Genomic DNA, 25,851 nt, shown 5'->3' with positions numbered 1-25,851 from the left:
CAACCGTTATCCTGACTGATCGGAGGAGTGATAGTGAACATGTCTCATGTTACCCCTGTGTGACTTTTCCACCCTGCGAGATTATGCCAGTATGGAATGCAGCCTTTTGGCCTTGTTGAGCGTTGTCGGGAGCAAGTGTGAGCAGCAAAGTAGAGCAACTGCGTGCGCAGTTAAATGAACGAATTCTGGTGCTGGACGGCGGCATGGGCACCATGATCCAGGGCTATCGTCTGAGCGAAGACGATTTCCGCGGCGAGCGCTTTGCCGACTGGCCATGCGATCTGAAGGGTAACAACGACCTGCTGGTGCTGAGCAAGCCGCAAGTCATTACCGATATCCACAACGCGTACTTCGAAGCGGGTGCAGATATCGTTGAAACCAACACCTTTAACTCGACAACCATCGCCATGGCGGATTACCAGATGGAATCCCTGTCGGCGGAGATCAACTTTGAAGCCGCGAAGCTGGCGCGCGCCTGCGCCGACGAGTGGACGGCCCGCACGCCGGACAAGCCGCGCTACGTTGCCGGGGTGCTTGGCCCTACCAACCGCACCGCGTCGATTTCACCGGACGTGAACGACCCGGCGTTTCGTAATATCACCTTTGACCAGCTGGTTGCCGCCTACCGCGAATCGACCAAAGCGCTGGTGGAAGGGGGTTCCGATCTGATCCTGATCGAAACCGTATTCGATACCCTCAACGCCAAAGCCGCGATTTACGCGGTGAAAGAGGAGTTCGAGGCGCTGGGCGTTGACCTGCCGATCATGATTTCCGGCACCATTACCGACGCCTCCGGCCGTACCCTGTCTGGCCAGACAACCGAAGCGTTTTATAACTCACTTCGCCACGCCGAAGCGCTCTCCTTCGGCCTGAACTGCGCATTGGGGCCAGATGAATTGCGTCAGTATGTGCAGGAACTGTCGCGCATTGCGGAATGTTACGTCACCGCGCACCCGAACGCCGGTCTGCCGAACGCGTTTGGTGAATACGATCTCGATGCCAACACCATGGCGGCGCAAATCCGCGAGTGGGCCGAGTCTGGCTTCCTGAACATCGTCGGCGGCTGCTGCGGCACGACGCCTGAGCATATCGCTGCCATGAGCAATGCGGTGGCCGGGTTGCCGCCACGAAAATTACCTGAGCTGCCTGTTGCCTGTCGTCTCTCCGGCCTTGAGCCGTTGACCATCGGCGACGACAGCCTGTTTGTGAACGTGGGTGAGCGTACTAACGTCACCGGTTCAGCAAAGTTCAAGCGTCTGATTAAAGAAGAGAAATACAGCGAAGCGCTGGACGTCGCCCGCCAGCAGGTTGAGAGCGGTGCACAAATTATTGATATCAACATGGATGAGGGGATGCTCGACGCCGAAGCGGCGATGGTGCGTTTCCTCAACCTGATTGCCGGTGAACCGGACATCGCCCGCGTGCCGATCATGATTGACTCCTCTAAGTGGGAAGTCATCGAGAAAGGGCTGAAATGCATTCAGGGTAAAGGCATCGTTAACTCCATCTCGATGAAAGAAGGCGTTGATATCTTTATCCATCACGCGAAGCTGGTGCGTCGTTACGGCGCGGCCGTGGTGGTCATGGCCTTTGATGAAGTGGGCCAGGCAGACACCCGCGAGCGCAAGATTGAGATTTGCCGTCGCGCGTACAAAATTTTGACCGAAGAGGTAGGCTTCCCGCCGGAAGACATCATCTTCGACCCGAACATTTTCGCTGTGGCGACCGGGATTGAGGAGCACAACAACTACGCCCAGGACTTTATCGGCGCGTGTGAAGACATTAAGCGCGAGCTGCCGCATGCGCTGATCTCCGGCGGTGTATCGAACGTATCGTTCTCGTTCCGCGGTAACGACCCGGTGCGTGAAGCTATCCACGCTGTATTCCTTTACTACGCCATCCGTAACGGGATGGATATGGGGATCGTTAACGCCGGACAGCTCGCGATTTACGACGACCTGCCGGCAGAACTGCGTGACGCAGTAGAAGATGTGATCCTGAACCGTCGTGACGATGCTACCGAGCGGATGCTGGATCTGGCGGAGAAATATCGTGGCAGTAAATCGGATGAAGCAGCCAACGTTCAGCAGGCCGAGTGGCGTTCCTGGGATGTGAAAAAGCGTCTGGAATATTCGCTGGTGAAAGGTATTACCGAGTTTATCGAACTGGATACCGAAGAAGCGCGTCTTCAGTCCGCCCGTCCGATTGAAGTGATCGAAGGGCCACTGATGGACGGCATGAACGTGGTTGGCGATCTGTTCGGCGAGGGCAAAATGTTCCTGCCGCAGGTAGTGAAATCCGCCCGCGTGATGAAACAGGCGGTGGCCTACCTTGAACCGTTTATCGAAGCCAGCAAAGAGAAAGGCTCCAGCAACGGGAAAATGGTGATCGCCACCGTGAAGGGCGATGTTCACGACATCGGTAAGAATATCGTTGGTGTGGTGCTGCAGTGTAATAACTACGAGATTATCGATCTTGGCGTGATGGTACCCGCGGACAAAATCCTTAAAACCGCACGTGAAGTGAATGCCGACCTGATTGGCCTCTCCGGGCTGATCACCCCGTCGCTTGATGAGATGGTCAACGTGGCGAAAGAGATGGAGCGTCAGGGCTTTACCATTCCACTGCTGATTGGCGGGGCGACCACCTCAAAAGCGCACACGGCGGTGAAAATCGAGCAGAACTACAGTGGCCCAACGGTCTACGTGCAAAATGCCTCGCGAACGGTAGGCGTGGTGTCCGCGCTGCTCTCTGACACCCAGCGCGACGAGTTTGTTGAGCGCACCCGCAAAGAGTACGAAACCGTCCGTATTCAGCACGGTCGCAAGAAACCGCGCACACCGCCTGTCACGTTGCAGGCGGCACGCGATAACGATCTGGCGTTTGACTGGTCGAGCTATACGCCACCTGTCGCGCATCGTCTGGGCGTGCAGGATGTGACTGCCAGCATCGAGACGCTGCGCAACTACATCGACTGGACGCCGTTCTTTATGACCTGGTCGCTGGCGGGCAAATATCCGCGCATCCTCGAAGACGAAGTAGTCGGTGAAGAAGCACTGCGCCTGTTTAAAGATGCCAACGAAATGCTCGACAAACTGAGTGCGGAGAAAACCCTCAACCCGCGTGGCGTGGTGGGGCTGTTCCCGGCGAACCGCGTGGGCGACGATGTTGAAATTTATCGCGATGAAACCCGCACTCATGTACTGGCAGTGAGCCGCCATCTGCGTCAGCAAACCGAGAAAGTGGGTTTCGCGAACTACTGCCTGGCCGATTTCGTTGCACCGAAGCTCTCCGGTAAAGCCGATTACATCGGCGCTTTTGCTGTGACCGGCGGTCTGGAAGAAGATGCCCTGGCGGATGCGTTCGAAGCGCAGCACGATGATTACAACAAAATCATGGTCAAAGCGATAGCCGACCGCCTGGCGGAAGCCTTCGCCGAATATCTGCACGAGCGCGTACGTAAGGTACTCTGGGGCTACGCGGCTAATGAGAACCTCAGCAACGAGGAACTGATCCGCGAAAACTATCAGGGGATTCGTCCGGCACCTGGCTACCCGGCCTGTCCGGAACACACCGAAAAGGGCACTATCTGGAAGCTGCTGGATGTTGAAGCGCATACAGGGATGAAACTCACTGAGTCGTTCGCCATGTGGCCAGGGGCATCCGTTTCCGGCTGGTATTTCAGCCATCCTGACAGCAAGTACTTCGCTGTGGCGCAGCTGCAACGCGATCAGATCGAAGATTACGCCCTGCGCAAAGGTATGAGCGTGTCTGAAGTGGAACGCTGGCTGGCACCGAATTTAGGCTACGACGCGGACTGACGTCACTTTTCCTTACAACTAACAGGGCGCTCATTGGGCGCCCTGTCTCTTTATGACGTTTAAACCCTTATACTGAACCAAGGGAAAACGAATAACGATAAGGAGGAACATCTTCCGTGCTGACTCTGTTACATCTGCTCTCCGCAGTCGCACTGCTGGTATGGGGCACCCATATTGTCCGTACCGGCGTGATGCGCGTATTTGGTGCCCGTTTACGTACCGTTCTCAGTAGCAGCGTTGAGAAGAAACCGCTCGCCTTCTGTGCGGGTATTGGCGTGACGGCACTGGTTCAGAGCAGCAACGCCACGACGCTGCTTGTTACCTCGTTTGTGGCGCAGGATCTGGTGGCGCTGGCCCCGGCGCTGGTGATTGTGCTGGGTGCTGATGTAGGTACCGCGTTGATGGCGCGTATCCTGACCTTTGATCTCTCCTGGCTATCGCCGTTGCTGATTTTTATTGGCGTCATCTTCTTCCTCGGCCGCAAACAAACGCGAGCCGGACAGCTCGGACGCGTAGGGATTGGCCTGGGGCTTATTCTGCTGGCGCTGGAACTGATTGTGCAAGCGGTTACCCCCATTACCGAGGCTAATGGTGTTCAGGTCATCTTCGCTTCGCTGACTGGCGACATCATGCTGGACGCGCTGATCGGCGCAGTGTTTGCCATCGTCAGTTACTCGAGCCTGGCTGCGGTACTGCTGACAGCAACACTCACCGCAGCAGGTGTGATCTCCTTCCCGGTCGCGTTATGTCTGGTGATCGGGGCTAACCTCGGTTCTGGCCTGCTGGCGATGCTCAACAACAGTGCCGCTAATGCTGCCGCCCGCCGCGTAGCCCTCGGCAGCTTGCTGTTTAAGCTGGTGGGCAGCCTGATTATCCTGCCCTTTATCTATCCGCTGGCGAACCTGATGGATAACCTCCCGCTGCCAAAGGCGGAGCTGGTGATCTATTTCCACGTTTTCTATAACCTGGTGCGCTGCCTGGCGATGGTGCCTTTTGCTGAGCCGATGGCCCGTTTCTGTGAACGACTTATTCAGGATGAACCTGAGCTGGATGCGCGTCTGAAACCTAAGCATCTGGATACGTCCGCGCTGGACACCCCTGCACTGGCGCTGGCGAATGCGGCCCGTGAGACGCTGCGTATAGGCGATGCGATGGAAACCATGCTCGAAGGGCTGCAAAAGGTGATGCACGGCGAGCCACGTGAAGAGAAAGAGTTGCGCAGACTGGCGGACGATATCAACGTGCTCTATACCGCCATCAAGCTCTATCTGGCGCGCATTCCGCAGGATGAACTGGCGGAGGAGGAGTCCCGCCGCTGGGCGGAAATTATCGAGATGTCGCTTAACCTGGAACAGGCCTCAGATATTGTTGAGCGTATGGGGAGTGAAATTGCCGATAAATCGCTGGCCGCGCGTCGGGCGTTCTCCATTGAAGGCTTGAAAGAACTCGAAGCACTGCATGAACAGCTTCTCAGTAACCTGAAGCTGGCGATGCTGGTCTTCTTCTCAAGCGACGTGCCGAGCGCACGCCGTTTGCGCCGCAACAAGCATCGTTTCCGCATCCTCAACCGCCGCTATTCACACGCCCACGTTGAGCGTCTGCATCAGCAGAACGTTCAGAGTATCGAAACCAGCTCTCTACACCTGGGACTGCTGGGAGATATGAAACGCCTTAACTCGTTGTTCTGTGCGGTGGCGTACAGCGTGATGGAACAGCCGGATGAAGACGACGAGCGGGATGAATATTAATCTCTGAAAGCGCCTCGCAAAACCGTTTTGCGAGGCGTGACTCCTTATAAAGCGCCATTTACTCTTCAGACCTTACATTTTTAAGGGAATAGAAAATGCTCGTTTATTACGCTACACTTCGCCAATTCATGCGCACTACTCAAGGCATTAAAAAATCAGTTAATGTGTCATTAGCACCAGAAATTCTTGAAGAGGCGCGACGGCTTAAACTTAATCTATCCGCTGTACTCACGGCTGCACTGCAGGAGCAGTTTCGTGCGCATCAGCGCGCCGAGTGGTTAGCAGAAAATAAAGCTTCTATTGAGGCCATTAACCAGTGGGTTGATGAAAACGGCTCCTTTAGTGACTTTCAGAGGTCGTTCTGATGGAGCAGTCCTGGTCGCCCCCGCAGTTGAACTTAGCCATCTGGGAGGCATTCAGCCACCTGCAAAAGTGTGCTCTGTCGTTGAGATAGCGGGTAAACCCTGTGTGGTAATGATGCACATGATGGCAGGCATATCGCCAAAAGAGTTAGGCGAGCGTGTCGCCGATCTTACGCAAAACTGGGCTTCATTACGGGATGCACTCGATTTTTTGATCAACGGTTACTAACACTTTTTTGTCAGCCGCAAGGTAAGGTATATTTCGCCCTTCACAGGAGAAACTATGCTGCCAACTCAATCAACCCGATTAAACAAATACATTAGCGAGAGCGGGATCTGCTCACGTCGCGAGGCTGACCGTTACATTGAACAGGGTAACGTGTTCCTGAACGGCAAACGCGCCACCATCGGCGACCAGGTCGTCCCTGGAGATGTGGTTAAAGTGAATGGTCAGGTCATCGAACCCCGCGATGCCGAAGACCTGGTGTTTATCGCGTTGAATAAACCGGTTGGTATCGTCAGTACCACGGAAGATGGCGAGCGGGACAACATCGTTGATTTCGTGAACCACAGCAGCCGTATCTTCCCGATTGGTCGACTGGATAAAGACTCCCAGGGGCTGATTTTCCTCACCAACCACGGCGACCTGGTGAACAAAATTCTACGCGCCGGAAACGACCATGAGAAAGAGTACATCGTCACGGTGAATAAGCCTGTGACGGATGAGTTTATCCGTGGGATGGGGGCGGGCGTGCCAATTCTGGGCACCGTTACGAAGAAGTGTAAGGTGAAGAAAGAAGCACCGTTCGCGTTTCGCATTACGCTGGTCCAGGGTTTAAACCGCCAGATCCGCCGTATGTGTGAGCATTTCGGTTATGAAGTGACGAAACTGGAACGCACGCGCATCATGAACGTCAGCTTGTCCGGGATCCCGCTGGGTGAATGGCGTGATTTAACGGATGACGAGCTGATCGAGCTGTTCAAACTTATTGAGAATTCTTCATCCGAAGCAAAGCCGAAGGCCAAAGCTAAACCTAAAACCCAGGCGATTAAGCGTCCGGTGGTGAAGGCACCGCAAGCGGAAGAGAAGGGACGAGGCAAACCGGCCAGCGGGAAACGCTTTACCCAGCCTGGCCGTAAAAAGAAAGGGCGCTAATCAGCGCCTTCCACGAGTCGATGTGTTTGCAGACCAGGAGAAGGTCGCCTCCGCATCGGGTTTATAAGCCTGCTGCTTTTTCAGTTTGCGGGCTTTTTTCGCCTCAGCCTCACGCTGTGTCATCAATTTATCGATGTACTCTTTTTTAACCTGGTTCGTTTCGGCGTTCGTCAGCGTGCGGCCATGTGCGATACGGGCGCGGTCGAGAAGCGTTTTCAGTTCGCGCTGCTCAGCTTCCGTCATGTCTTTCTGGGTCAGTCGTGGTGTAGCCATTGCTGAAGCCTCCTGATGGGGAGGCTTCAGTGTAAAGCAAGCCGCGTAAATTAACTCTGCTTCACCGCATCTTTTTTGGGTTGTTCATCAATCGGCTTACCGGACCAGTAACCCGCCAGCAGCGAACCGGAGAGGTTATGCCAGACGGAGAACAGCGCACCCGGCAGGGCCGCCAGCGGCGAGAAGTAGATTTTACCGAGCGCCGCCGCCAGGCCGGAGTTCTGCATTCCCACCTCGATTGCCAGCGTGCGGCAGGTCGATTCGTCGAAGCCAAACAGTTTCCCGCCCCAGTAACCACCGAGTAATCCAATGGTGTTATGCAGCACCACCGCGACGATCACTACAAAGCCTACAGAAGCAATGTGTGACGCCGAACCGGCCACCACGGCGCTGATGATCGCCAGAATGCACACCATTGAAAACGCTGGCAGGTACGGCTCAACGGCTTTCACCACGCGCGGGAAAAGATGGTGAATGACCAGTCCCAGCGCAATCGGGATCACCACGATTTGCAGGATGCTAAGCAGCATGCCCATGACGTCCACCTGAATATGTGCGTCCACATATAAGCGCGTTAACAGCGGGGTGGCAATTACGCCAACCAGCGTGGAAACGGAAGAGATAGTGACGGAGAGTGCCACATCGCCTTTCGCAAGATAGATCATCACGTTGGATGCTGTACCGCTGGCCACGCTGCCCACCAGCACCATCCCGGCGGAGAGATCGGGCGGCATCTTAAAGGCCATCGCCAGAAGCCACGCGGCGAGCGGCATCACCAGGTAGTGCAGGAATATGCCTGCAGCGACGGGGGCCGGGCGCGACAGCACGCGTTTAAAATCGTCGATTTTCAGATGCACGCCCATACCGAGCATGATCAGCATCAGCAGAGTGGTGACCCACGGACCAATACCAGTGAACGAGGTGGGCGTGTAATACGCGACTACGGAGAGCAGCAGCGCCCATAACGGGAACAGCCGTGTGATGGCGGATAACATAGGTATTTCCTTGCGATTGTGTTGTGTTTAGTTATGAAAAAGCCGGGTCTGTGCCCGGCTTATAGGTATTGTTTATCGTGCTAACGAATTTTATTCAAACAAATTCTGATGAAGTTTCTGCACCACCTGCTCCGCCTGATCGGCAGGGACCAGGAAGCAGAGGTTATAGCTGGATGCACCGTAACAAATCATACGGATGTTGAACGGGTCGAGTACGCCGAAGACCTCTTTCCCTACGCCGCAGGCACGCGACAGCTTGTTGCCGATGATGGCAACCAGCGCCAGATTTTCTTCTACTTCCACGCGGCACAGTTCAGAAAGCTCAATCAGCAGTGACTGTGTCAGCAGGGTGTCACCGGTGGAGGTGGAACCGGTAGTATCCAGCGTCAGCGCGATGCTCACTTCGGAGGTGGTGATCAAGTCTACAGAGATGTTATGGCGCGCCAGAATGCCAAACACTTCCGCCAGGAAGCCACGGGAGTGCAGCATATTGTGGCTGTGCAGCGTGACCAGCGTCTGGCGACGGCGCAGGGCCAACGCGCGGAACAGTGGTGGATTTTCCGTTTTCTTGCAGACCAGCGTACCGCCTGCTTTCGGGTCTTTACTGGAGCCGACGAAGACCGGAATGTCGCTGCGTACGGCGGGCAGCAACGTTGCCGGGTGCAGCACCTTCGCGCCGAAGGTGGCCATTTCTGCCGCTTCTTCAAAAGCGATCACATCAATACGCTTAGCCGCAGAAACAACGCGCGGGTCGGTGGTGTAAATGCCTGGAACGTCAGTCCAGATATCCACGCGCGTTGCATGCAGGGCTTCGCCCAACAGCGCGGCGGTGTAGTCGCTGCCGCCACGGCCAAGCGTGGTGGTGCGGCCTTTCGCTTCACTGCCGATAAAGCCCTGGGTGATCACGATACCGTCTGCCAGACGGGGAGCCAGCTGCTGATTGGTCAGCTCCGCAAGCGCTTCAACGTCCGGCTCGGCGCGGCCAAAGCGATCGCTGGTACGCATCACTTTACGCACGTCAAACCACTGCGCCTGAATGTTACGCTCGCGCATGATTTCCACAAACAGCAGAGTCGACATCAGTTCGCCATGGCTGACCAGTTCATCGGTCAGGGCGGTGGAGGTGGCCAGAGAAGCCGCTTCAGCTAGCGTGGTGATATTTTCCAGCAGGCGTTCCACTTCTTCGCGGATGACATTCGGGTTCTGCAGACGTTCAAGGATGTCGAACTGAATTTTGCGCAGTGCATCCAGCTTAACGAAACGCTCGGTCGCTTCCAGTCCTTCAGACAGAGAAACCAGCAGGTTCGTCACGCCAGCAGAGGCAGAAAGCACCACCAGGCGGGTATTCGGATCGGCTAGCACCACATCGGCGCTGCGGTTCATGGCATCGTAATCGGCCACACTGGTGCCGCCAAATTTGGCGACCACAAAACTCGTCATAACAACCTCGTGTCAGGGAATGAATAAAGCGACCTTGGCACAAGAATGAAACGAAAACACGTGCAGGCGCAAAATACGGCCCTATAAATAAAATGCGGGGGAGGTCCTGTCAATGCCGGGATTATGCGGATTTTTCATGGGGGGGTACCCCTGAGAAACAGGACTTATAACAGGGCCATATTTTATGCTTCATTTTACCCGGTTTTGACCGACATTTCGCCTCCTCTGGAGCGCTCGCCAGCAGCTATACTTTTCGGGTCTTTTCACCTGCGTTTGATGCAGGCCAGGGCAATGGCATAAAAACCATCACAATTTTTATTTGCAGGCGCTACAATCGACCGCAGTCACAATTCTCAAATCAGAAGAGTATTGCTAATGAAAAACATCAACCCAACGCAGACCGCTGCCTGGCAGGCACTACAAAAACATTTTGATGAAATGAAAGACGTCACTATCGCGGAGCTGTTCGCGAAAGATGCCGATCGTTTCAACAAATTCTCCGCGACCTTTGATGACCTGATGCTGGTGGATTTCTCCAAAAACCGCATCACCGAAGAGACGCTGGCGAAACTGCAGGATCTGGCAAAAGAGACGCAGCTTGCCGATGCCATCAAATCCATGTTCTCTGGTGAGAAGATCAACCGCACCGAAGACCGTGCCGTGCTGCACGTGGCGCTGCGTAACCGTAGCAATACGCCAATCATCGTTGACGGCAAAGATGTGATGCCGGAAGTGAACGCGGTGCTGGAAAAGATGAAAGCCTTCTCCGAAGCGATCATCTCTGGTAGCTGGAAAGGCTACACCGGCAAAGCCATCACCGACGTGGTTAACATCGGTATCGGTGGTTCTGACCTCGGTCCATTCATGGTGACCGAAGCGCTGCGTCCATATAAAAACCACCTCAACATGCACTTTGTCTCTAACGTCGATGGTACCCACATCGCTGAAGTGCTGAAGAACGTGAACCCGGAAACGACTCTGTTCCTGGTCGCATCTAAAACCTTCACCACTCAGGAAACCATGACCAACGCCCACAGTGCGCGCGACTGGTTCCTGAAGACTGCTGGCGACAACAAGCACGTGGCGAAACACTTCGCGGCGCTGTCCACCAACGGCAAGGCCGTTGGCGAGTTCGGGATTGATACCGCGAACATGTTTGAGTTCTGGGACTGGGTTGGCGGCCGTTACTCTCTGTGGTCTGCAATCGGTCTGTCCATCATCCTGTCTGTCGGCTTCGACAACTTCGTTGAGCTGCTCTCAGGCGCACACGCGATGGATAAACACTTCTCCAGCACCGCACCAGAGAAAAACCTGCCTGTGCTGCTGGCGCTGATTGGTATCTGGTACAACAACTTCTTCGGCGCTGAAACCGAAGCGATCCTGCCATACGATCAGTACATGCACCGTTTCGCGGCCTACTTCCAGCAGGGTAACATGGAATCCAACGGTAAATACGTTGACCGTAACGGCAACGCCGTGGATTACCAGACCGGTCCAATCATCTGGGGTGAGCCGGGCACAAACGGTCAGCACGCGTTCTACCAGCTGATTCACCAGGGCACCAAAATGGTACCGTGCGATTTCATCGCTCCGGCTATCACCCATAACCCGCTGTCCGACCACCATCCGAAGCTGCTGTCTAACTTCTTCGCCCAGACTGAAGCGCTGGCATTTGGTAAATCCCGCGAGGTGGTCGAGCAGGAATACCGTGACCAGGGTAAAGATCCGGCAACCCTGGACCACGTTGTGCCGTTCAAAGTGTTCGAAGGCAACCGTCCAACCAACTCCATCCTGCTGCGCGAAATCACGCCGTTCAGCCTGGGTGCGCTGATTGCCCTGTATGAGCACAAGATCTTCACCCAGGGCGCGATCCTGAACATCTTTACCTTTGACCAGTGGGGCGTTGAGCTGGGTAAACAGCTGGCAAACCGTATCCTGCCAGAATTGGGTGACGATAAAGCGATTGCCAGCCATGACAGTTCGACAAATGGTTTGATCAATCGTTATAAAGCATGGCGTGCGTAATTAAAATGTCATGAAAAATGCCGGTGATATGCCGGCATTTTTTTATCGGATAATTCCTGATGTCTATTATCTCGCTCAAATTCCTCTACTGAGTTTTATCTGAAAAAAGCCGTTAACACGTTAATTGCTGCGGTTTATTTTAGGAGTATACGGATAATTAATTTTAGTGTGTTTATTTTATCTTATTGATTTTATTTGGTTATATATTAATCTTATTTTTCTTGTATTCCGATTTTATCCATTAGTCTGAAAACCCTCTCGCTATTTACCCTTACGGCAATCCCACGGCAGTAGTTGTGTATACTCGATTCCGCCTGAAATTCTTTTCGGGCAAATCTCCATTCATTCATTGAAGGGAAATTGTTATGAAGAAAGTACTGTATGGCATTTTTGCCATATCTGCGCTTGCGGCGACATCTGTCTATGCAGCTCCGGTTCAGGTCGGGGAAGCAGCAGGGTCGGCTGCGACGTCTGCGTCTGCGGGGATTTCTACCGCAGCCAGCGCCAGCACCGTAAGTTCAGCCGTGGGTGTCGCGCTGGCGGCAACCGGTGGCGGTGATGGCTCCAATACCGGAACCACGACCACCACAACGACCAGCACCCGGTAATTACGGGTGTTTTAATCATAACCACACTTCGGTGTGGTTATTTCGCCCTTCGGAGAAGAGTCGTGAAGCGACCTGCAATCATCATGATTTGCCTGCTCTTGCAGGCGTGCTCAGCCACCACCAAAGGGCTGGGGAACTCACTGTGGGACAGCATGTTCGGCACACCGGGTGTACATCTGACCGATGATGAACTTCAGAACATGCCGTATGCCAGCCAGTACATGCAGTTAAACGATGGCCCGCAACTGTTTGTGGTGCTCGCTTTCGATGAAAACGGGCAGCAGAAATGGGTGACGCAGGATCAGGCCACCATCGTGACGCAGCATGGACGTCTCGTGAAAACCCTGTTGGGCGGAGACAACCTGCTTGAGGTGAACAATATCGCTGCCGACCCGCTTATCAAACCCAACCAGATCACCGACGGCGCAAGCTGGACGCGCATGATGGGCTGGACCGAGCATAAACAGGTGCGTTACGCCACCGCACGCTCCACCTTCCGTTGGGAGGGGACGGACAGTGTCAGCGTGGGAAGCGACAAAACCCAGGTTCGCGTTCTTGATGAAGAAGTGATCACCGACCAGGCCACGTGGCATAACCGCTTCTGGATCGACGATGACGGACAAATCCGTCAGTCCCTGCAGTATCTCGGAGCCGGATTCTTCCCGGTTAAAACTACGCTTATCAAGGCCGCGAAATCATGAAAACACTTATTCGCGTTGCGCTGATCGCCAGTTTTGCCACGCCGCTTGCCTGGTCTGCCGGAACGGTGAAGGTCTATACCCCGGACAGCACGCAACCCAAAACACTGACCAACGCCGGACATCTGATCGATCTCGTCGGCCAGCCCAGACTGGCGAACAGCTGGTGGCCTGGCGCGGTGATCGCTGAACGCCAGAAGACCGATGAAGCGGAACAACAGTACAAGGCGCTCCTCGCCAGGCTGACGGGGTTAGCGGAGCAGGAAGAGGGTGACGATGCGGCGGCGATTAACAGCGTTCGCCAGCAGCTTCAGGCACTGAAAATCACCGGTCGGTTACCAGTGAACCTCGATCCGGATGATGTGCGCGTGGCGGAGAACGGTAACCCGGCTCTGGAAGGGGAATATACGCTCTGGCTACCTGCACAACCCTCTACCATCACCGTCTTTGGTCTTATCAGCCACCCCGGTAAAAAACCCTTTACGCCAGGCCGCGATGTGGCGAGCTATCTCGATGAGCAGAGCCTGTTAAGCGGTGCGGATAACAGCTATGCCTGGGTGGTTTACCCTGACGGGCACACACAAAAAGCGCCAGTGGCCTACTGGAACAAACGCCATATCGAACCCGCTCCTGGCAGCATCATTTTTGTCGGTTTTGCCGACCATTTCTGGACGAAAGCGTATGACGGGCTTAACGCCGATATCCTTCGCTCCCTGATCCAGCGGATACCGGAATAATGAAAAGAACCTATCTCTACAGCATGCTGGCACTTTGTGTGAGTGCCGCCTGTCATGCAGAAACGTATCCGGCACCCATTGGTCCGTCTCAGTCAGACTTCGGTGGTGTCGGTTTACTGCAAACACCCACCGCGCGTATGGCGCGTGAGGGTGAGTTGAGCCTTAACTATCGCGATAACGATCAATACCGCTACTACTCGGCGTCGGTGCAACTGTTTCCGTGGCTCGAAACCACGCTGCGCTATACCGACGTGCGTACGAAACAGTACAGCAGCGTCGAGGCGTTCTCCGGCGATCAGACCTACAAAGATAAAGCCTTCGACCTCAAAGTTCGTCTGTGGGAAGAGAGTTACTGGATGCCGCAGGTCTCCGTCGGCGCAAAAGATATCGGCGGTACCGGTCTGTTTGATGCGGAATACATCGTTGCCAGTAAAGCCTGGGGACCATTTGATTTCTCACTCGGTCTGGGCTGGGGTTATCTCGGTACCAGCGGCAACGTCAAAAATCCGTTTTGCTCCTACAGCGATAAATATTGCTACCGCGATAATAGTTACCAGAAAGCGGGTTCGATCAACGGCGACCAGATGTTCCACGGACCGGCGTCGCTGTTTGGTGGCGTCGAATACCAGACACCCTGGCAGCCGTTGCGCCTGAAGCTGGAGTATGAAGGGAATGACTACTCGCAGGATTTCGCTGGCAAGATTGAACAGAAGAGCAAGTTTAACGTCGGCGCCATTTATCGCGTCACCGATTGGGCCGACGTTAACCTCAGCTACGAGCGTGGCAATACCTTCATGTTTGGCTTCACGCTGCGCACCAACTTTAACGACATGCGCCCGCACTACAATGATAACGCACGGCCTGCATACCAGCCGGAGCCGCAGGACGCCATCCTGCAGCACTCGGTGGTGGCAAACCAGCTGACGTTGCTGAAATATAATGCTGGCCTGGCGGATCCGAAAATTCAGGTAAAAGGCGATACGCTGTACGTTACTGGCGAGCAGGTGAAATACCGCGACTCGCGTGAAGGGATCGAACGCGCCAACCGGATCGTCATGAACGATCTCCCGGATGGGATCCGCACGATCCGCGTCACGGAGAACCGTCTCAACCTGCCGCAGGTGACGACGGAAACGGACGTCGCCAGCCTCAAGCGCCATCTGGAAGGTGAGCCGCTCGGGCATGAAACCGAGCTGGTGCAAAAACGCGTAGAGCCGATCGTGCCAGAAACCACCGAACAGGGCTGGTATATCGACAAATCCCGCTTCGATTTCCATATCGATCCGGTGCTGAATCAGTCCGTCGGTGGGCCAGAGAACTTCTACATGTATCAGCTGGGCGCGATGGCGACAGCGGATCTGTGGCTCACCGATCACCTGCTGACCACCGGTAGCCTGTTTGGCAACATTGCTAACAACTACGACAAGTTCAACTACACCAATCCGCCAAATGACTCGACGCTGCCGCGCGTGCGTACCCGCGTGCGTGAGTACGTGCAGAATAATGTCTATGTGAACAACCTGCAGGCCAACTACTTCCAGTACTTTGGCAACGGCTTCTACGGCCAGGTTTACGGTGGGTATCTGGAAACTATGTTCGGCGGGGCGGGGGCGGAAGTGCTGTACCGTCCGGTAGACAGCAACTGGGCATTCGGTATTGATGCCAACTACGTTAAACAGCGTGACTGGCGTAGCGCGCAGGACATGATGAAATTCACCGACTATAGCGTCAAAACGGGCCACCTGACCGCCTACTGGACACCGTCATTTGCCCCTGATGTGTTGGTGAAAGCCAGCGTCGGCCAGTACCTGGCGGGCGATAAGGGCGGCACGCTGGATATCTCTAAACACTTCGACAGTGGCGTCGTGGTGGGCGGTTACGCGACGATCACCAACGTCTCCCCGGACGAGTACGGGGAAGGGGACTTCACCAAAGGCGTATACGTGTCGATTCCGCTGGATCTGTTCTCGTCAGGCCCAACCCGCAGCCGTGCGGCAATTGGCTGGACGCCGCTGACGCGCGACGGGGGTCAGCAGTTGGGTCGTAAGTTCCAGCTGTATGATATGACCAGTGATAAAAACATTAACTTCCGTTGATACCTGGCCTACCCGGTGGCACTTCGCCACCGGGCGAATACGCCAAATATAAACAAAAAATATAGATCTCCGTCACATTTTTGCGTTATACAGGAACCTCGCCCTGGAGAATGAGGTGCTGTATGACATCCCTGACTCGCCCGCGCGTTGAGTTTATCTCAACTATCCTCCAGACCGTGCTGAACCTCGGTCTGTTGAGCCTTGGACTGATACTGGTCGTCTTTTTGGGTAAAGAGACGGTGCATCTGGCGGATGTGCTGTTCGCCCCCGAGCAAACCAGCAAATATGCGCTGGTGGAAGGACTGGTGGTCTACTTTCTCTACTTTGAATTTATCGCCCTGATTGTGAAGTACTTTCAGTCCGGCTTTCACTTCCCGCTGCGTTATTTCGTCTACATTGGGATCACCGCGATAGTGCGGCTGATCATCGTCGATCATAAATCCCCGCTCGACGTGCTGATCTACTCGGCGGCGATCCTGCTGCTGGTGATCACCCTCTGGCTGTGTAACTCGAAGCGGCTGAAACGCGAATAAAAAAATGGCGGCCCGGAGGCCGCCTAACAACAGTCACAAGTTGGGTCAATACAATACGTCTAAAGTTGAGGGTTGCAGTGGCATAACAAAATGAAACTTAACCTTTCACACCGCCCGCCGTCAGGCCATTCACCAGCCAGCGTTGTGCCAGCAGGAATACCACGGTAATCGGGATGGCGGAGAGCACCGCCGCCGCCGCAAAGTCGCCCCACAGGTAGTTTTGCGGGTTGAGGTATTGCTGCATACCGACGGCCAGGGTGTAGCTATTCACATCGCGCAGTAACAGAGAGGCGACGGGTACTTCGGTGATGGCAGCGATAAACGACAGGATAAACACCACTGCCAGGATAGGTACCGACAGCGGCAGCAGAACCAGCCGGAACGCCTGCCACGGAGTTGCACCATCCAGTGCCGCAGCTTCTTCCAGCGAGCCGTCGATGGTTTCGAAATACCCTTTGATAGTCCACACATGCAGTGCGATACCGCCAAGATAGGCGAAGATTACGCCACCGTGGGTGTTCAGGCCGATAAACGGCACATACTGGCCCAGACGGTCAAACAAGGCATACAACGCGACCAGCGACAGTACCGCCGGGAACATCTGGAAAATCAGCATCCCTTTCAGCAGTGAGGCCTTGCCCGGGAACTTCATACGGGCGAAAGCGTACGCACACGTGGTGGAGAGCGTCACGATACCTATCGCAGTGATCCCGGCAATTTTCACCGAGTTCCACAGCCATAACAGTACCGGGAACGGCGGCGGTGTGACGCGACCATCTGCGTGTTCCACGCTGAAGCCCAGCGCGAGCTTCCAGTGCTCCCAGGAGATTTCATCCGGGATCAGGCTCCCGGTGGCGAAGTTACCCGAACGCAGGGAGATGGCGATGACCATCAGCAGCGGGAACATGATCGCCGCAATAAAAATCAGCAGACCTAAATGCGTCGCCAGGAGGCGCAGTTTCTGAGATTTGGGTTGTACCATAGCCATGATCGATGCCCTCCTTAGTCAAATTTCATTCGTGTGGCTTTCAGGTTCACAATCGCCAGGGCGCCAACCAGCAGGAAGATCAGGGTGGCAATCGCCGCCGCCAGACCGAAGTCCTGACCGCCGCCGCCTTCAAAGGCGATACGGTAGGTGTAGCTTACGAGCAGGTCGGTATAGCCCGCTGGCGTGGTGGTGCCAAGACGGTCAGGGCCGCCGTTGGTCAACAGCTGAATCAGCACGAAGTTGTTAAAGTTGAAGGCGAAGCTGGCAATCATCAGCGGCGTAAGCGGCTTAATGAGCAGCGGCAGTGTAATCTTAAAGAAGTTCTGGAACGGACCCGCGCCGTCCATCGCCGAGGCTTCGTACAGATCGTCCGGGATAGCCTTCAGCAGCCCCATGCACAGGATCATCATGTATGGATAACCCAGCCAGGTATTGACGATGATAATCATGGAGCGGGCAGTCGTCGGGTCGCTGAACCAGGCCGGTTTGATACCAAACAGTGCGCTCAGCATCATGTTGATTTCACCGAAGCTCTGGTTAAACAGCCCTTTGAAAATCAGAATCGAGATAAACGATGGCACGGCGTACGGCAGAATCAGCAGCACGCGATAAATCGCTTTGCCTTTCAGGGCTTCCCACTGCACGAGACAGGCCAGAACCATGCCCACAGCCACTGTCAGGATCACGGTCAGAACCGAGAAGACCACCGTCCAGACGAAGATGGCGAAGAACGGTTTCTGAATGCCTTCGTCGGTAAACACGCGGGTAAAGTTGTCCCAGCCAATGGTGACGGTATAGCCAGGGCTGAGCTTATCATCACCCCATTTGCCATCGGCTGTAATGGACTGATAGAAACCAATGTCGTTGTTCGGACGATATTTCACGCCGCTCTGGTTGTTGGTCAGCGTGCCGTCATCCGCCAGCGTGTAGAGTGGCTGCGTGCCGGAGAACTGGCGCAGCGAGCTCATGGTCACTTTGCTTTCGTCTGGCAGTACGGCGGTGAGCTGGGTCAGTGCCTGACGGTTTTGGGTAATGACGCGCAGGTTGGCACGTTCGCCTTCCGGCAGCGCTGCGGCCTCTTTTAAGGCCAGCTTCTGCTCGCCGCCAAATTTGAACGCGTCGGAGACATAGTATTTGTTGCTTGCTTCGTCAGTAAGCGCTAACTTCCACTCGTTTCCCGCAGGATACAAGCCGAAGTTAAAGGTCTTGCCTGCCTGATACGAGCGATCCAGAAGCACCTGCGTTGCGCGTTCTTGCGCCAGCTGGTTGGTACTGCTGTAGTTGGTAAACGCAATGGCGATAGTACAAATCAGTGGGAAGAGAACAAACAGCCCCATCCCGGCGACACCCGGGTAGACATAACGCCAGGCATAGGCTTTACGGTTAGCGAAAATATACAGGCCAGCAGAGCTTAAAATCAGCGTCATGATGGCAAACAGATATTCCCCTTGTACGTACATTAAAACAACAAGGTAACCCACCAGCAGACACAGCAGACCCATCACTGACCATTTCAGCGCGTCGCTTTGCCACCAGTGTTTCTTTTTAATGACATCCATGGGGTTATTCCTCTACAACGGTGGAAACTTATCGTCAGGTGGCGCTGCGCTTACCTGACCTACGGATCGTGCCGTAGTCGTAGGGCGGGTAAGCGCATGCGCCACCCGCCGTTTTTCAGACTTACTTAGTAATACGACCCTGCGCATCTTTCAGCGCGGCATCAACAGTCTGACGACCGCTTGCCGCATTGATGACCGCAGTACGGGTGGCGTACCAGAACGCTGCCATTTGCGGGATGTTCGGCATGATTTCGCCTTTCTGGGCGTTATCCATTGTGGCCGCAATACGTGGGTCTTTTGCCAGATGATCCTGGAAGGATTTCAGCGCAACGGCACCCAGCGGTTTGTCCTTGTTCACTTCATCCAGACCCTGATCGGTCAGCAGGTAGTTTTCCAGGAACTCTTTCGCCAGCTCTTTGTTCGGGCTTGCCGCGTTGATACCCGCGCTCAGCACACCAACGAACGGTTTAGACGGCTTGCCTTTGAAGGTTGGCAGCAGCGTCACACCGTAGTTGATTTTGCTCTTGTCGATGTTGGTCCAGGCCCACGGACCGTTGATGGTCATCGCGGTTTCGCCTTTGTTGAACGCCGCTTCTGCGATGGAGTAATCGGTATCCGCGTTCATATGTTTGTTCTTGATGAGGTCAACCAGGAAGGTCAGACCCGCTTTCGCGCCAGCGTTGTCCACGCCCACGTCTTTCACGTCATATTTGCCGTTTTCAAACTTGAACGCATAACCACCATCGGCGGCAATCAGCGGCCAGGTGAAGTACGGTTCCTGTAGGTTGAACATCAGCGCGCTCTTACCTTTCGCTTTCAGCTCTTTATCCAGTTTCGGGATCTCTTCCCAGGTTTTCGGGGGGTTAGGTACCAGGTCTTTGTTGTAAATCAGAGACAAGGCTTCAACCGCGATTGGGTAAGCGATCAGCTTGCCGTTATAGCGAACGGCGTCCCAGGTGAACGGGAACAGTTTGTCCTGGAAGGCTTTATCCGGCGTGACTTCTGCCAGCAGACCAGACTGCGCGTAACCACCGAAACGGTCATGTGCCCAGAAGATGATGTCCGGGCCGTCACCGGTTGCTGCAACCTGTGGGAATTTCTCTTCCAGCTTATCCGGGTGTTCTACGGTCACTTTGATACCGGTGTCTTTCTCGAATTTTTTACCCACTTCGGCCAGGCCGTTGTAGCCTTTATCGCCGTTAATCCAGATTACCAGCTTACCTTCTTCAATTTTGGCGAGAGCCGGTGCGGAAATCATCATTGCTGCAAGGGCGGACAATGCGAAAACACGTGCGCCAGTCTTGATCTTCATATCTGCCATCCTTTTTTGGTGATGTGCTCGTGGATACAATGAGGTGGTTCAACGTGACTCAGTCTCCTTATTTGACATCCTCTTTCCATCCTCCCAACCCCTACGCCCCACCCCCGGTTTGTGTGATCTTCGTTGCATAAATTTAAGTTATGAGTGCTGGCGCACATAAAAACACACTGAATTTTGCAGGTAGCTTCACGAATTTTGCCTCAGCCCTCCAGCCGCGGTCGCAGAGCCTGCTCCCTCATCCTCCCGCCTCCTCCCCCATAAAAAAGCCGGGGGGTGGAGGATTCGGGAAAGTAATGGATACCCCATAGTGAACTTATCTTGAATGTTTCTGTCGGCGACAGGTTGTAACGAAGGGAGAAGGGTATGGCGAGCGTACAGCTGCGTAATGTAACGAAAGCCTGGGGTGACGTTGTGGTGTCGAAAGACATCAATCTGGACATCCACGAAGGTGAATTCGTGGTATTTGTCGGCCCATCAGGCTGCGGTAAATCTACTCTGCTGCGTATGATTGCCGGTCTTGAAACTATCACCAGTGGCGATTTGTTTATTGGTGACACCCGTATGAACGACATTCCGCCTGCCGAACGTGGCGTAGGCATGGTGTTCCAGTCTTATGCGCTTTATCCCCATCTGTCCGTTGCCGAAAACATGTCCTTTGGCCTGAAGCTAGCGGGTGCGAAGAAAGACGTGATTAACCAGCGCGTCACGCAGGTGGCGGAAGTGTTACAGCTGGCGCACCTGCTTGAGCGTAAACCGAAAGCGCTTTCAGGTGGTCAGCGTCAGCGTGTGGCGATTGGCCGTACCCTGGTGGCGGAACCGCGCGTGTTCCTGCTCGATGAACCCCTTTCTAACCTGGATGCCGCTCTGCGTGTCCAGATGCGTATTGAAATCTCCCGTCTGCACAAACGTCTTGGCCGCACGATGATTTACGTCACCCACGATCAGGTCGAAGCGATGACCCTCGCCGACAAAATTGTGGTGCTGGACGCCGGTCGCGTGGCGCAGGTGGGCAAACCGCTGGAGCTTTATCACTACCCGGCAGACCGCTTTGTTGCGGGCTTCATTGGCTCACCAAAGATGAACTTCCTGCCCGTCAAAGTGACGGCAACTGCGATCGAACAGGTACAGGTGGAGCTGCCAAACCGCCAGCAGGTCTGGCTGCCGGTCGACAGCGCCAACGTACAGGTCGGGGCAAACATGTCTCTCGGTATTCGTCCTGAGCACCTGCTGCCGAGCCACATCGCTGATGTGACGCTGGAAGGTGAAGTTCAGGTTGTCGAACAGCTTGGTCACGAAACACAGATTCATATCCAGATCCCCGCCATCCGTCAAAACCTGGTCTACCGCCAGAATGACGTGGTGTTGGTAGAAGAGGGTGCCACATTCGCTATCGGCTTGCCGCCAGAGCGTTGCCATCTGTTCCGTGAGGATGGCACTGCATGTCGTCGGTTGCACAAAGAGCCAGGCGTTTAAGCAATCCCAAAAGAAGACACGAAACCGACAGGTGAAGTGTTCAAAGAAAAGCAATGATCTCAGGAGATAGAATGATGATTACTCTGCGCAAACAAGTCCCTCTGGCAATCGCCATTGCGGCAGGCATCCTGTCTGCCCAGGCGGGTGCTGTGGACTTTAAAGGTTATGCTCGTTCCGGCATTGGCTGGACAGGGAGTGGCGGTGAGCAACAGTGTTTCCAGGCAACCGGTGCACAAAGTAAATACCGTCTCGGTAACGAATGTGAAACCTATGCGGAATTGAAACTGGGCCAGGAAGTGTGGAAAGAAGGCGATAAGAGCTTCTATTTCGACACCAACGTTGCGTATTCCGTCTCTCAGCAGAACGACTGGGAATCTACCAGCCCGGCCTTCCGTGAAGCTAACGTGCAGGGTAAAAACCTGATTGACGCACTGCCAGGTTCCACCATCTGGGCCGGTAAGCGCTTCTATCAGCGTCATGACGTTCACATGATTGACTTCTACTACTGGGATATTTCTGGTCCTGGTGCGGGTATCGAAAACATCGACCTGGGCTTCGGTAAGCTCTCTCTGGCTGCAACCCGTTCTTCCGAAGCGGGCGGTTCAGCGACCTTTGCCGATCGTGACGCGCTGGGTAACCGTATTTATGACAACCTGGTACCGAACGATGTCTTCGACGTCCGTTTAGCACAGATGCAGGTCAATGAAGGCGGTACGCTGGAGTTCGGTGTTGATTATGGTCACACCAATATTCCAGATGACTACTACCTGCAGCCTGGCGCATCTAAAGACGGTTGGATGTTCACCGCTGAACATACCCAGAGCATGCTGAAGGGCTTCAACAAGTTTGTGCTGCAGTACGCAACTGACTCTATGACCTCTAACGGCAAGGGCCGTCCGGAAGGTGGTAGCATCAACAACAACGGCGACATGTGGCGTGTTCTGGACCACGGTGCGATCTCTCTGGGCGACTCCTGGGATCTGATGTACGTAGGTATGTACCAGGACATCAACCTGGATAACAACAACGGCACCAAATGGTGGACCGTCGGTGTGCGTCCTATGTACAAATGGACGCCAATCATGAGCACCCTGTTAGAAGTGGGCTACGACAACGTTAAGTCTCAGAAAACCGACGACACCAACAGTCAGTACAAAATCACCCTGGCACAACAATGGCAGGCAGGCGACAGCATCTGGTCCCGTCCAGCTATCCGTGTCTTCGCAACTTACGCGAAGTGGGATGAAAAATGGGGCTACGCGAACGGCGACTCCGGTGCAGGCTATGACTCTGGTATTGCGTACAGCGACACGTCCGCAAAAACCTTCAGCCGCGGCGACTCTGATGAGTGGACCTTCGGTGCCCAGATGGAAATCTGGTGGTAATTCGTTAGACCTGACGTAATGACCTAAAAGAGGGGCGCAGGCCCCTCTATCCTTAGGGTGCTGCGCGCTATTGCCTGGCCACCGCAGTGCTCACGCTATCAGAGGTAATAACAATGAAAATGAAGAAAAGTCTCGTCGCGCTGTGCCTCTCTGCGGGGCTGATGGCCTGTGTTCCGGCGGTCTCCTTTGCAGACGTGAATTTCGTACCACAAAATACCAGCGCTGCGCCGGCTATCCCTGCGGCGGCGCTCCAGCAACTGACCTGGACGCCAGTTGATCAATCCAAAACGCAGTCGACACAGCTTTCTACGGGCGGCCAGCAACTGAACGTGCCGGGGATCACCGGGCCGGTTGCCGCCTACAGCGTGCCGGCCAACATTGGTGAGCTAACCCTGACGCTGACCAGCGAAGTGAACAAGCAAACCAGCGTCTTCGCGCCTAACGTACTGATTCTGGATCAGAACCTGACGCCATCTGCTTTCTTCCCAAGCGAATATTTTAGTTACCAGGAACCAGGCGTGATGAGCGCTGACCGTCTGGAAGGCAAAATGCGCCTGACGCCTGCCCTGGGCCAGCAGAAGATTTATGTTCTGGTTTTCACAACCGAAAAAGATCTGCAGCAGACCACTAAGCTTATCGATCCGGCAAAAGCCTATGCGAAAGGTACCGGCAACTCGGTTCCGGATATCCCGGATCCATTAGCGCGTCACGTCACCGACGGTTTGCTTAAGCTGAAAGTCTCAACAAACAATGCATCCAGCGTGCTGGTTGGCCCACTGTTTGGCTCTTCCGGTACTGGCCCTGTCACAGTAGGCAATACAGCCGCGCCTGTGTATGCCGCTCCAGCCGCCACAGCCGCTGCCGCACCGGTAGCCGCCGCTGCACCAGTCCCATCGAAGAAAGCTGAACCGGTACTGAACGACACCGAAGAATACTTCAACAACGCCATTAAGCAGGCGGTGAAGCGCGGCGATGTCGATAAAGCGCTGAAACTGCTTGATGAAGCCGAACGTTTAGGTTCAACCACTGCCCGTTCCACCTTTATCAGCAGTGTAAAAGGCAAGGGGTAACCGTTTCCCCACAGTGCTGATTTGTTAGTAGTTTGGTGCGCCTGAGTGGGCGCACTTTTTTTGGTATTCTCCGGGCTGTTGCGCTCTTGTTGCGATAGTGATCGTTAAATAACGTTTGGCCGCCCTCAATCTGCTTTTCTGCGATACAATGCCATCACGTTATGTATCGGAGAGTCTGGCATGTCACACCCTGCGCTAACGCAACTGCGTGCGCTGCGCTATTTCGACCAAATACCTGCGCTTGAACCGCAGCAACTGGACTGGTTGCTGCTGGAAGATTCCATGACGAAACGTTTTGAACAACAGGGTAAAACGGTCACGGTGACCCTGATTCAGGAAGGGTTTGTCTCTGGCGATGAGATTGCTGCCGAGCTGCCGCTATTGCCGCAAGAGCCACGTTACTGGCTGCGTGAAATTTTACTCTGCGCTGATGGCGAGCCATGGCTTGCCGGGCGGACGGTGGTGCCCGAATCCACCCTTTCCGGGCCCGAGCTGGCGCTGCAACGGCTGGGGAAAACGCCTCTGGGGCGTTACCTTTTCACCTCGTCTGAGCTTACCCGAGATTTTATTGAGATTGGTCGTGATGCCGAACTGTGGGGGCGTCGTTCCCGCCTTCGCCTGAGCGGTAAACCGTTAATACTGACGGAGCTTTTTTTACCGGCATCGCCGTTGTACTAAGAGGAAGAAAAAATGGAGTGGAGCCTGACGCAGAATAAGCTGTTGGCCTATCACCGCTTAATGCGTACCGATAAACCGATTGGCGCGTTACTGTTGCTGTGGCCGACCTTATGGGCGCTGTGGGTCGCGACGCCGGGCGTGCCGCCGCTGTGGATCCTGGGCGTATTCGTTGCCGGCGTCTGGCTGATGCGCGCGGCAGGCTGCGTGGTCAATGACTATGCCGATCGTAAATTCGACGGGCATGTAAAACGTACTGCCGGTCGTCCGTTACCCAGCGGGCAAGTCACCGGGAAAGAAGCCCGCGTGCTGTTCATTGTTCTGGTGCTGTTCTCTTTCCTGCTGGTGTTAACCCTTAACACCATGACCATTCTGCTTTCCGTTGCGGCGCTGGCCCTGGCCTGGGTGTATCCGTTTATGAAACGCTATACCCATCTGCCTCAGGTGGTGCTGGGGGCGGCATTTGGCTGGTCGATTCCGATGGCATTTGCGGCAGTTAGTGAGTCCTTACCACTCAGCTGCTGGCTGATGTTCCTGGCGAATATACTCTGGGCCGTGGCATATGACACGCAATACGCGATGGTAGACCGCGACGATGACCTGAAAATTGGCATCAAATCAACCGCTATCCTCTTTGGTCGTCAGGACAAGCTGATTATCGGTATCCTGCAGGTCGCGGTACTGGCACTGATGGTCGCGATTGGTCGCATGAACGGGCTGAACTGGGAGTTTTACTGGTCCGTGCTGGTGGCGGGCTTGCTGTTTGCGTACCAGCAAAAGCTGATTGCGAAGCGCGAGCGTGAAGCCTGTTTTAAGGCGTTTATGAATAATAACTACGTCGGTCTGGTGCTGTTTTTAGGCCTGGCGATGAGCTATTTCTTATAAAAA

The 25,851-nt window shown here is 54.7% G+C and carries 22 protein-coding genes; 16 read left to right on the top strand and 6 right to left on the bottom strand.

What is annotated here, in order from left to right:
* Nucleotides 1–137 precede the first annotated feature (137 nt).
* From metH to rluF, 5 genes are all read left to right on the top strand, one after another.
* Nucleotides 138–3,821, top strand: a complete 3,684-nt coding sequence (metH, locus tag WB237_RS21315; RefSeq protein ID WP_336216177.1) for a methionine synthase — start codon at nt 138–140, stop codon at nt 3,819–3,821.
* A 116-nt stretch (nt 3,822–3,937) separates the two neighbouring features.
* Nucleotides 3,938–5,569 carry a Na/Pi cotransporter family protein gene (locus WB237_RS21310; RefSeq protein ID WP_336216174.1) on the top strand — a complete coding sequence of 544 codons (1,632 nt, stop codon included), beginning with the start codon at nt 3,938–3,940 and terminating at the stop codon, nt 5,567–5,569.
* 95 nt (nt 5,570–5,664) lie between these two features.
* A complete protein-coding gene (locus WB237_RS21305) occupies nt 5,665–5,934 on the top strand; it encodes a type II toxin-antitoxin system CcdA family antitoxin (RefSeq protein ID WP_336216172.1) in 270 nt (89 codons plus the stop codon).
* On the top strand, nt 5,912–6,160 hold the full coding sequence (locus tag WB237_RS21300) for a CcdB family protein (RefSeq protein WP_336216170.1): 249 nt from the start codon (nt 5,912–5,914) through the stop codon (nt 6,158–6,160). Before WB237_RS21305 ends, WB237_RS21300 begins: the two co-directional genes overlap by 23 nt.
* Nucleotides 6,161–6,214: 54 nt before the next feature.
* Nucleotides 6,215–7,087 carry a 23S rRNA pseudouridine(2604) synthase RluF gene (rluF, locus tag WB237_RS21295; RefSeq protein WP_336216168.1) on the top strand — a complete coding sequence of 291 codons (873 nt, stop codon included), beginning with the start codon at nt 6,215–6,217 and terminating at the stop codon, nt 7,085–7,087.
* Here rluF and WB237_RS21290 read toward each other — a convergent pair whose 3' ends face one another.
* The 3 genes from WB237_RS21290 to lysC all read right to left on the bottom strand — a co-directional run bounded on the left by WB237_RS21290 (nt 7,088) and on the right by lysC (nt 9,795).
* Complete coding sequence (locus tag WB237_RS21290; RefSeq protein WP_028017981.1) at nt 7,088–7,360, bottom strand: DUF3811 domain-containing protein; 273 nt, start codon at nt 7,358–7,360, stop codon at nt 7,088–7,090.
* A gap of 50 nt (nt 7,361–7,410) precedes the next feature.
* Nucleotides 7,411–8,355 carry a ketopantoate/pantoate/pantothenate transporter PanS gene (gene panS, locus WB237_RS21285; protein WP_336216165.1) on the bottom strand — a complete coding sequence of 315 codons (945 nt, stop codon included), beginning with the start codon at nt 8,353–8,355 and terminating at the stop codon, nt 7,411–7,413.
* A 90-nt stretch (nt 8,356–8,445) separates the two neighbouring features.
* Nucleotides 8,446–9,795 (bottom strand): lysine-sensitive aspartokinase 3, encoded by a 1,350-nt coding sequence (gene lysC, locus WB237_RS21280; RefSeq protein WP_028017979.1) that lies wholly within the window; start codon nt 9,793–9,795, stop codon nt 8,446–8,448.
* A 375-nt stretch (nt 9,796–10,170) separates the two neighbouring features.
* Between lysC and pgi the strand changes: the two genes are divergently transcribed.
* The 6 genes from pgi to psiE all read left to right on the top strand — a co-directional run bounded on the left by pgi (nt 10,171) and on the right by psiE (nt 16,492).
* A complete protein-coding gene (gene pgi / locus WB237_RS21275) occupies nt 10,171–11,820 on the top strand; it encodes a glucose-6-phosphate isomerase (RefSeq protein WP_108089384.1) in 1,650 nt (549 codons plus the stop codon).
* 365 nt (nt 11,821–12,185) lie between these two features.
* Nucleotides 12,186–12,428: an exopolysaccharide production protein YjbE gene (gene yjbE, locus WB237_RS21270; RefSeq protein ID WP_114979575.1), complete on the top strand. Its 243-nt coding sequence runs from the start codon at nt 12,186–12,188 to the stop codon at nt 12,426–12,428.
* Nucleotides 12,429–12,490: 62 nt separating this feature from the next.
* Nucleotides 12,491–13,129, top strand: coding sequence for a YjbF family lipoprotein (locus WB237_RS21265; protein ID WP_236920996.1), 639 nt, complete (start codon nt 12,491–12,493; stop codon nt 13,127–13,129).
* Nucleotides 13,126–13,863: a capsule biosynthesis GfcC family protein gene (locus WB237_RS21260; RefSeq protein ID WP_336216159.1), complete on the top strand. Its 738-nt coding sequence runs from the start codon at nt 13,126–13,128 to the stop codon at nt 13,861–13,863. The genes WB237_RS21265 and WB237_RS21260 overlap by 4 nt, the downstream gene beginning before the upstream one ends.
* On the top strand, nt 13,863–15,959 hold the full coding sequence (locus WB237_RS21255; protein WP_108089387.1) for a YjbH domain-containing protein: 2,097 nt from the start codon (nt 13,863–13,865) through the stop codon (nt 15,957–15,959). The genes WB237_RS21260 and WB237_RS21255 overlap by 1 nt, the downstream gene beginning before the upstream one ends.
* Before the next feature lie 122 nt (nt 15,960–16,081).
* Entirely contained in the window at nt 16,082–16,492 is a 411-nt protein-coding gene (psiE, locus tag WB237_RS21250; RefSeq protein WP_000202963.1) for a phosphate-starvation-inducible protein PsiE, read from the top strand.
* 97 nt (nt 16,493–16,589) lie between these two features.
* Here psiE and malG read toward each other — a convergent pair whose 3' ends face one another.
* From malG to malE, 3 genes are all read right to left on the bottom strand, one after another.
* The gene (gene malG / locus WB237_RS21245) at nt 16,590–17,480 is read right to left on the bottom strand and encodes a maltose ABC transporter permease MalG (RefSeq protein WP_014830272.1); all 891 of its coding nucleotides are present in this window, start codon (nt 17,478–17,480) and stop codon (nt 16,590–16,592) included.
* Between the two features lie 14 nt (nt 17,481–17,494).
* Nucleotides 17,495–19,039 carry a maltose ABC transporter permease MalF gene (gene malF, locus WB237_RS21240; protein WP_336216155.1) on the bottom strand — a complete coding sequence of 515 codons (1,545 nt, stop codon included), beginning with the start codon at nt 19,037–19,039 and terminating at the stop codon, nt 17,495–17,497.
* A 121-nt stretch (nt 19,040–19,160) separates the two neighbouring features.
* The gene (gene malE, locus WB237_RS21235; protein ID WP_032666867.1) at nt 19,161–20,351 is read right to left on the bottom strand and encodes a maltose/maltodextrin ABC transporter substrate-binding protein MalE; all 1,191 of its coding nucleotides are present in this window, start codon (nt 20,349–20,351) and stop codon (nt 19,161–19,163) included.
* A 372-nt stretch (nt 20,352–20,723) separates the two neighbouring features.
* Here malE and malK point away from each other — a divergent pair, with 372 nt between their 5' ends.
* From malK to ubiA, 5 genes are all read left to right on the top strand, one after another.
* A complete protein-coding gene (gene malK / locus WB237_RS21230; RefSeq protein ID WP_028017971.1) occupies nt 20,724–21,833 on the top strand; it encodes a maltose/maltodextrin ABC transporter ATP-binding protein MalK in 1,110 nt (369 codons plus the stop codon).
* Nucleotides 21,834–21,904: 71 nt separating this feature from the next.
* Nucleotides 21,905–23,218: a maltoporin gene (locus tag WB237_RS21225; protein ID WP_128348333.1), complete on the top strand. Its 1,314-nt coding sequence runs from the start codon at nt 21,905–21,907 to the stop codon at nt 23,216–23,218.
* A gap of 113 nt (nt 23,219–23,331) precedes the next feature.
* Complete coding sequence (gene malM, locus WB237_RS21220; protein ID WP_336216150.1) at nt 23,332–24,288, top strand: maltose operon protein MalM; 957 nt, start codon at nt 23,332–23,334, stop codon at nt 24,286–24,288.
* 180 nt (nt 24,289–24,468) lie between these two features.
* On the top strand, nt 24,469–24,966 hold the full coding sequence (gene ubiC, locus WB237_RS21215) for a chorismate lyase (RefSeq protein WP_336216147.1): 498 nt from the start codon (nt 24,469–24,471) through the stop codon (nt 24,964–24,966).
* Between the two features lie 12 nt (nt 24,967–24,978).
* On the top strand, nt 24,979–25,848 hold the full coding sequence (gene ubiA / locus WB237_RS21210) for a 4-hydroxybenzoate octaprenyltransferase (RefSeq protein ID WP_336216144.1): 870 nt from the start codon (nt 24,979–24,981) through the stop codon (nt 25,846–25,848).
* Nucleotides 25,849–25,851: the final 3 nt, after the last annotated feature.

This window comes from Enterobacter sp. P82, from assembly GCF_037053385.1.
In the GTDB taxonomy this organism is placed as follows: domain Bacteria; phylum Pseudomonadota; class Gammaproteobacteria; order Enterobacterales; family Enterobacteriaceae; genus Enterobacter.
This window is presented reverse-complemented; position numbering and strand designations above follow the sequence as displayed.

Bases quoted from the DNA above. Each gene is read 5' to 3' on its own strand.
- lysC (WP_028017979.1), bottom strand. From the start codon at position 9,795: ATGACGAGTTTTGTGGTCGCCAAATTTGGCGGCACCAGTGTGGCCGAT.
- ubiC (WP_336216147.1), top strand. From the start codon at position 24,469: ATGTCACACCCTGCGCTAACGCAACTGCGTGCGCTGCGCTATTTCGAC.
- WB237_RS21260 (WP_336216159.1), top strand. From the start codon at position 13,126: ATGAAAACACTTATTCGCGTTGCGCTGATCGCCAGTTTTGCCACGCCG.
- panS (WP_336216165.1), bottom strand. From the start codon at position 8,355: ATGTTATCCGCCATCACACGGCTGTTCCCGTTATGGGCGCTGCTGCTC.
- rluF (WP_336216168.1), top strand. From the start codon at position 6,215: ATGCTGCCAACTCAATCAACCCGATTAAACAAATACATTAGCGAGAGC.
- malK (WP_028017971.1), top strand. From the start codon at position 20,724: ATGGCGAGCGTACAGCTGCGTAATGTAACGAAAGCCTGGGGTGACGTT.
- malM (WP_336216150.1), top strand. From the start codon at position 23,332: ATGAAAATGAAGAAAAGTCTCGTCGCGCTGTGCCTCTCTGCGGGGCTG.
- malE (WP_032666867.1), bottom strand. From the start codon at position 20,351: ATGAAGATCAAGACTGGCGCACGTGTTTTCGCATTGTCCGCCCTTGCA.
- malF (WP_336216155.1), bottom strand. From the start codon at position 19,039: ATGGATGTCATTAAAAAGAAACACTGGTGGCAAAGCGACGCGCTGAAA.
- WB237_RS21225 (WP_128348333.1), top strand. From the start codon at position 21,905: ATGATGATTACTCTGCGCAAACAAGTCCCTCTGGCAATCGCCATTGCG.
- yjbE (WP_114979575.1), top strand. From the start codon at position 12,186: ATGAAGAAAGTACTGTATGGCATTTTTGCCATATCTGCGCTTGCGGCG.
- ubiA (WP_336216144.1), top strand. From the start codon at position 24,979: ATGGAGTGGAGCCTGACGCAGAATAAGCTGTTGGCCTATCACCGCTTA.
- WB237_RS21305 (WP_336216172.1), top strand. From the start codon at position 5,665: ATGCTCGTTTATTACGCTACACTTCGCCAATTCATGCGCACTACTCAA.
- pgi (WP_108089384.1), top strand. From the start codon at position 10,171: ATGAAAAACATCAACCCAACGCAGACCGCTGCCTGGCAGGCACTACAA.
- psiE (WP_000202963.1), top strand. From the start codon at position 16,082: ATGACATCCCTGACTCGCCCGCGCGTTGAGTTTATCTCAACTATCCTC.
- malG (WP_014830272.1), bottom strand. From the start codon at position 17,480: ATGGCTATGGTACAACCCAAATCTCAGAAACTGCGCCTCCTGGCGACG.
- WB237_RS21290 (WP_028017981.1), bottom strand. From the start codon at position 7,360: ATGGCTACACCACGACTGACCCAGAAAGACATGACGGAAGCTGAGCAG.
- WB237_RS21255 (WP_108089387.1), top strand. From the start codon at position 13,863: ATGAAAAGAACCTATCTCTACAGCATGCTGGCACTTTGTGTGAGTGCC.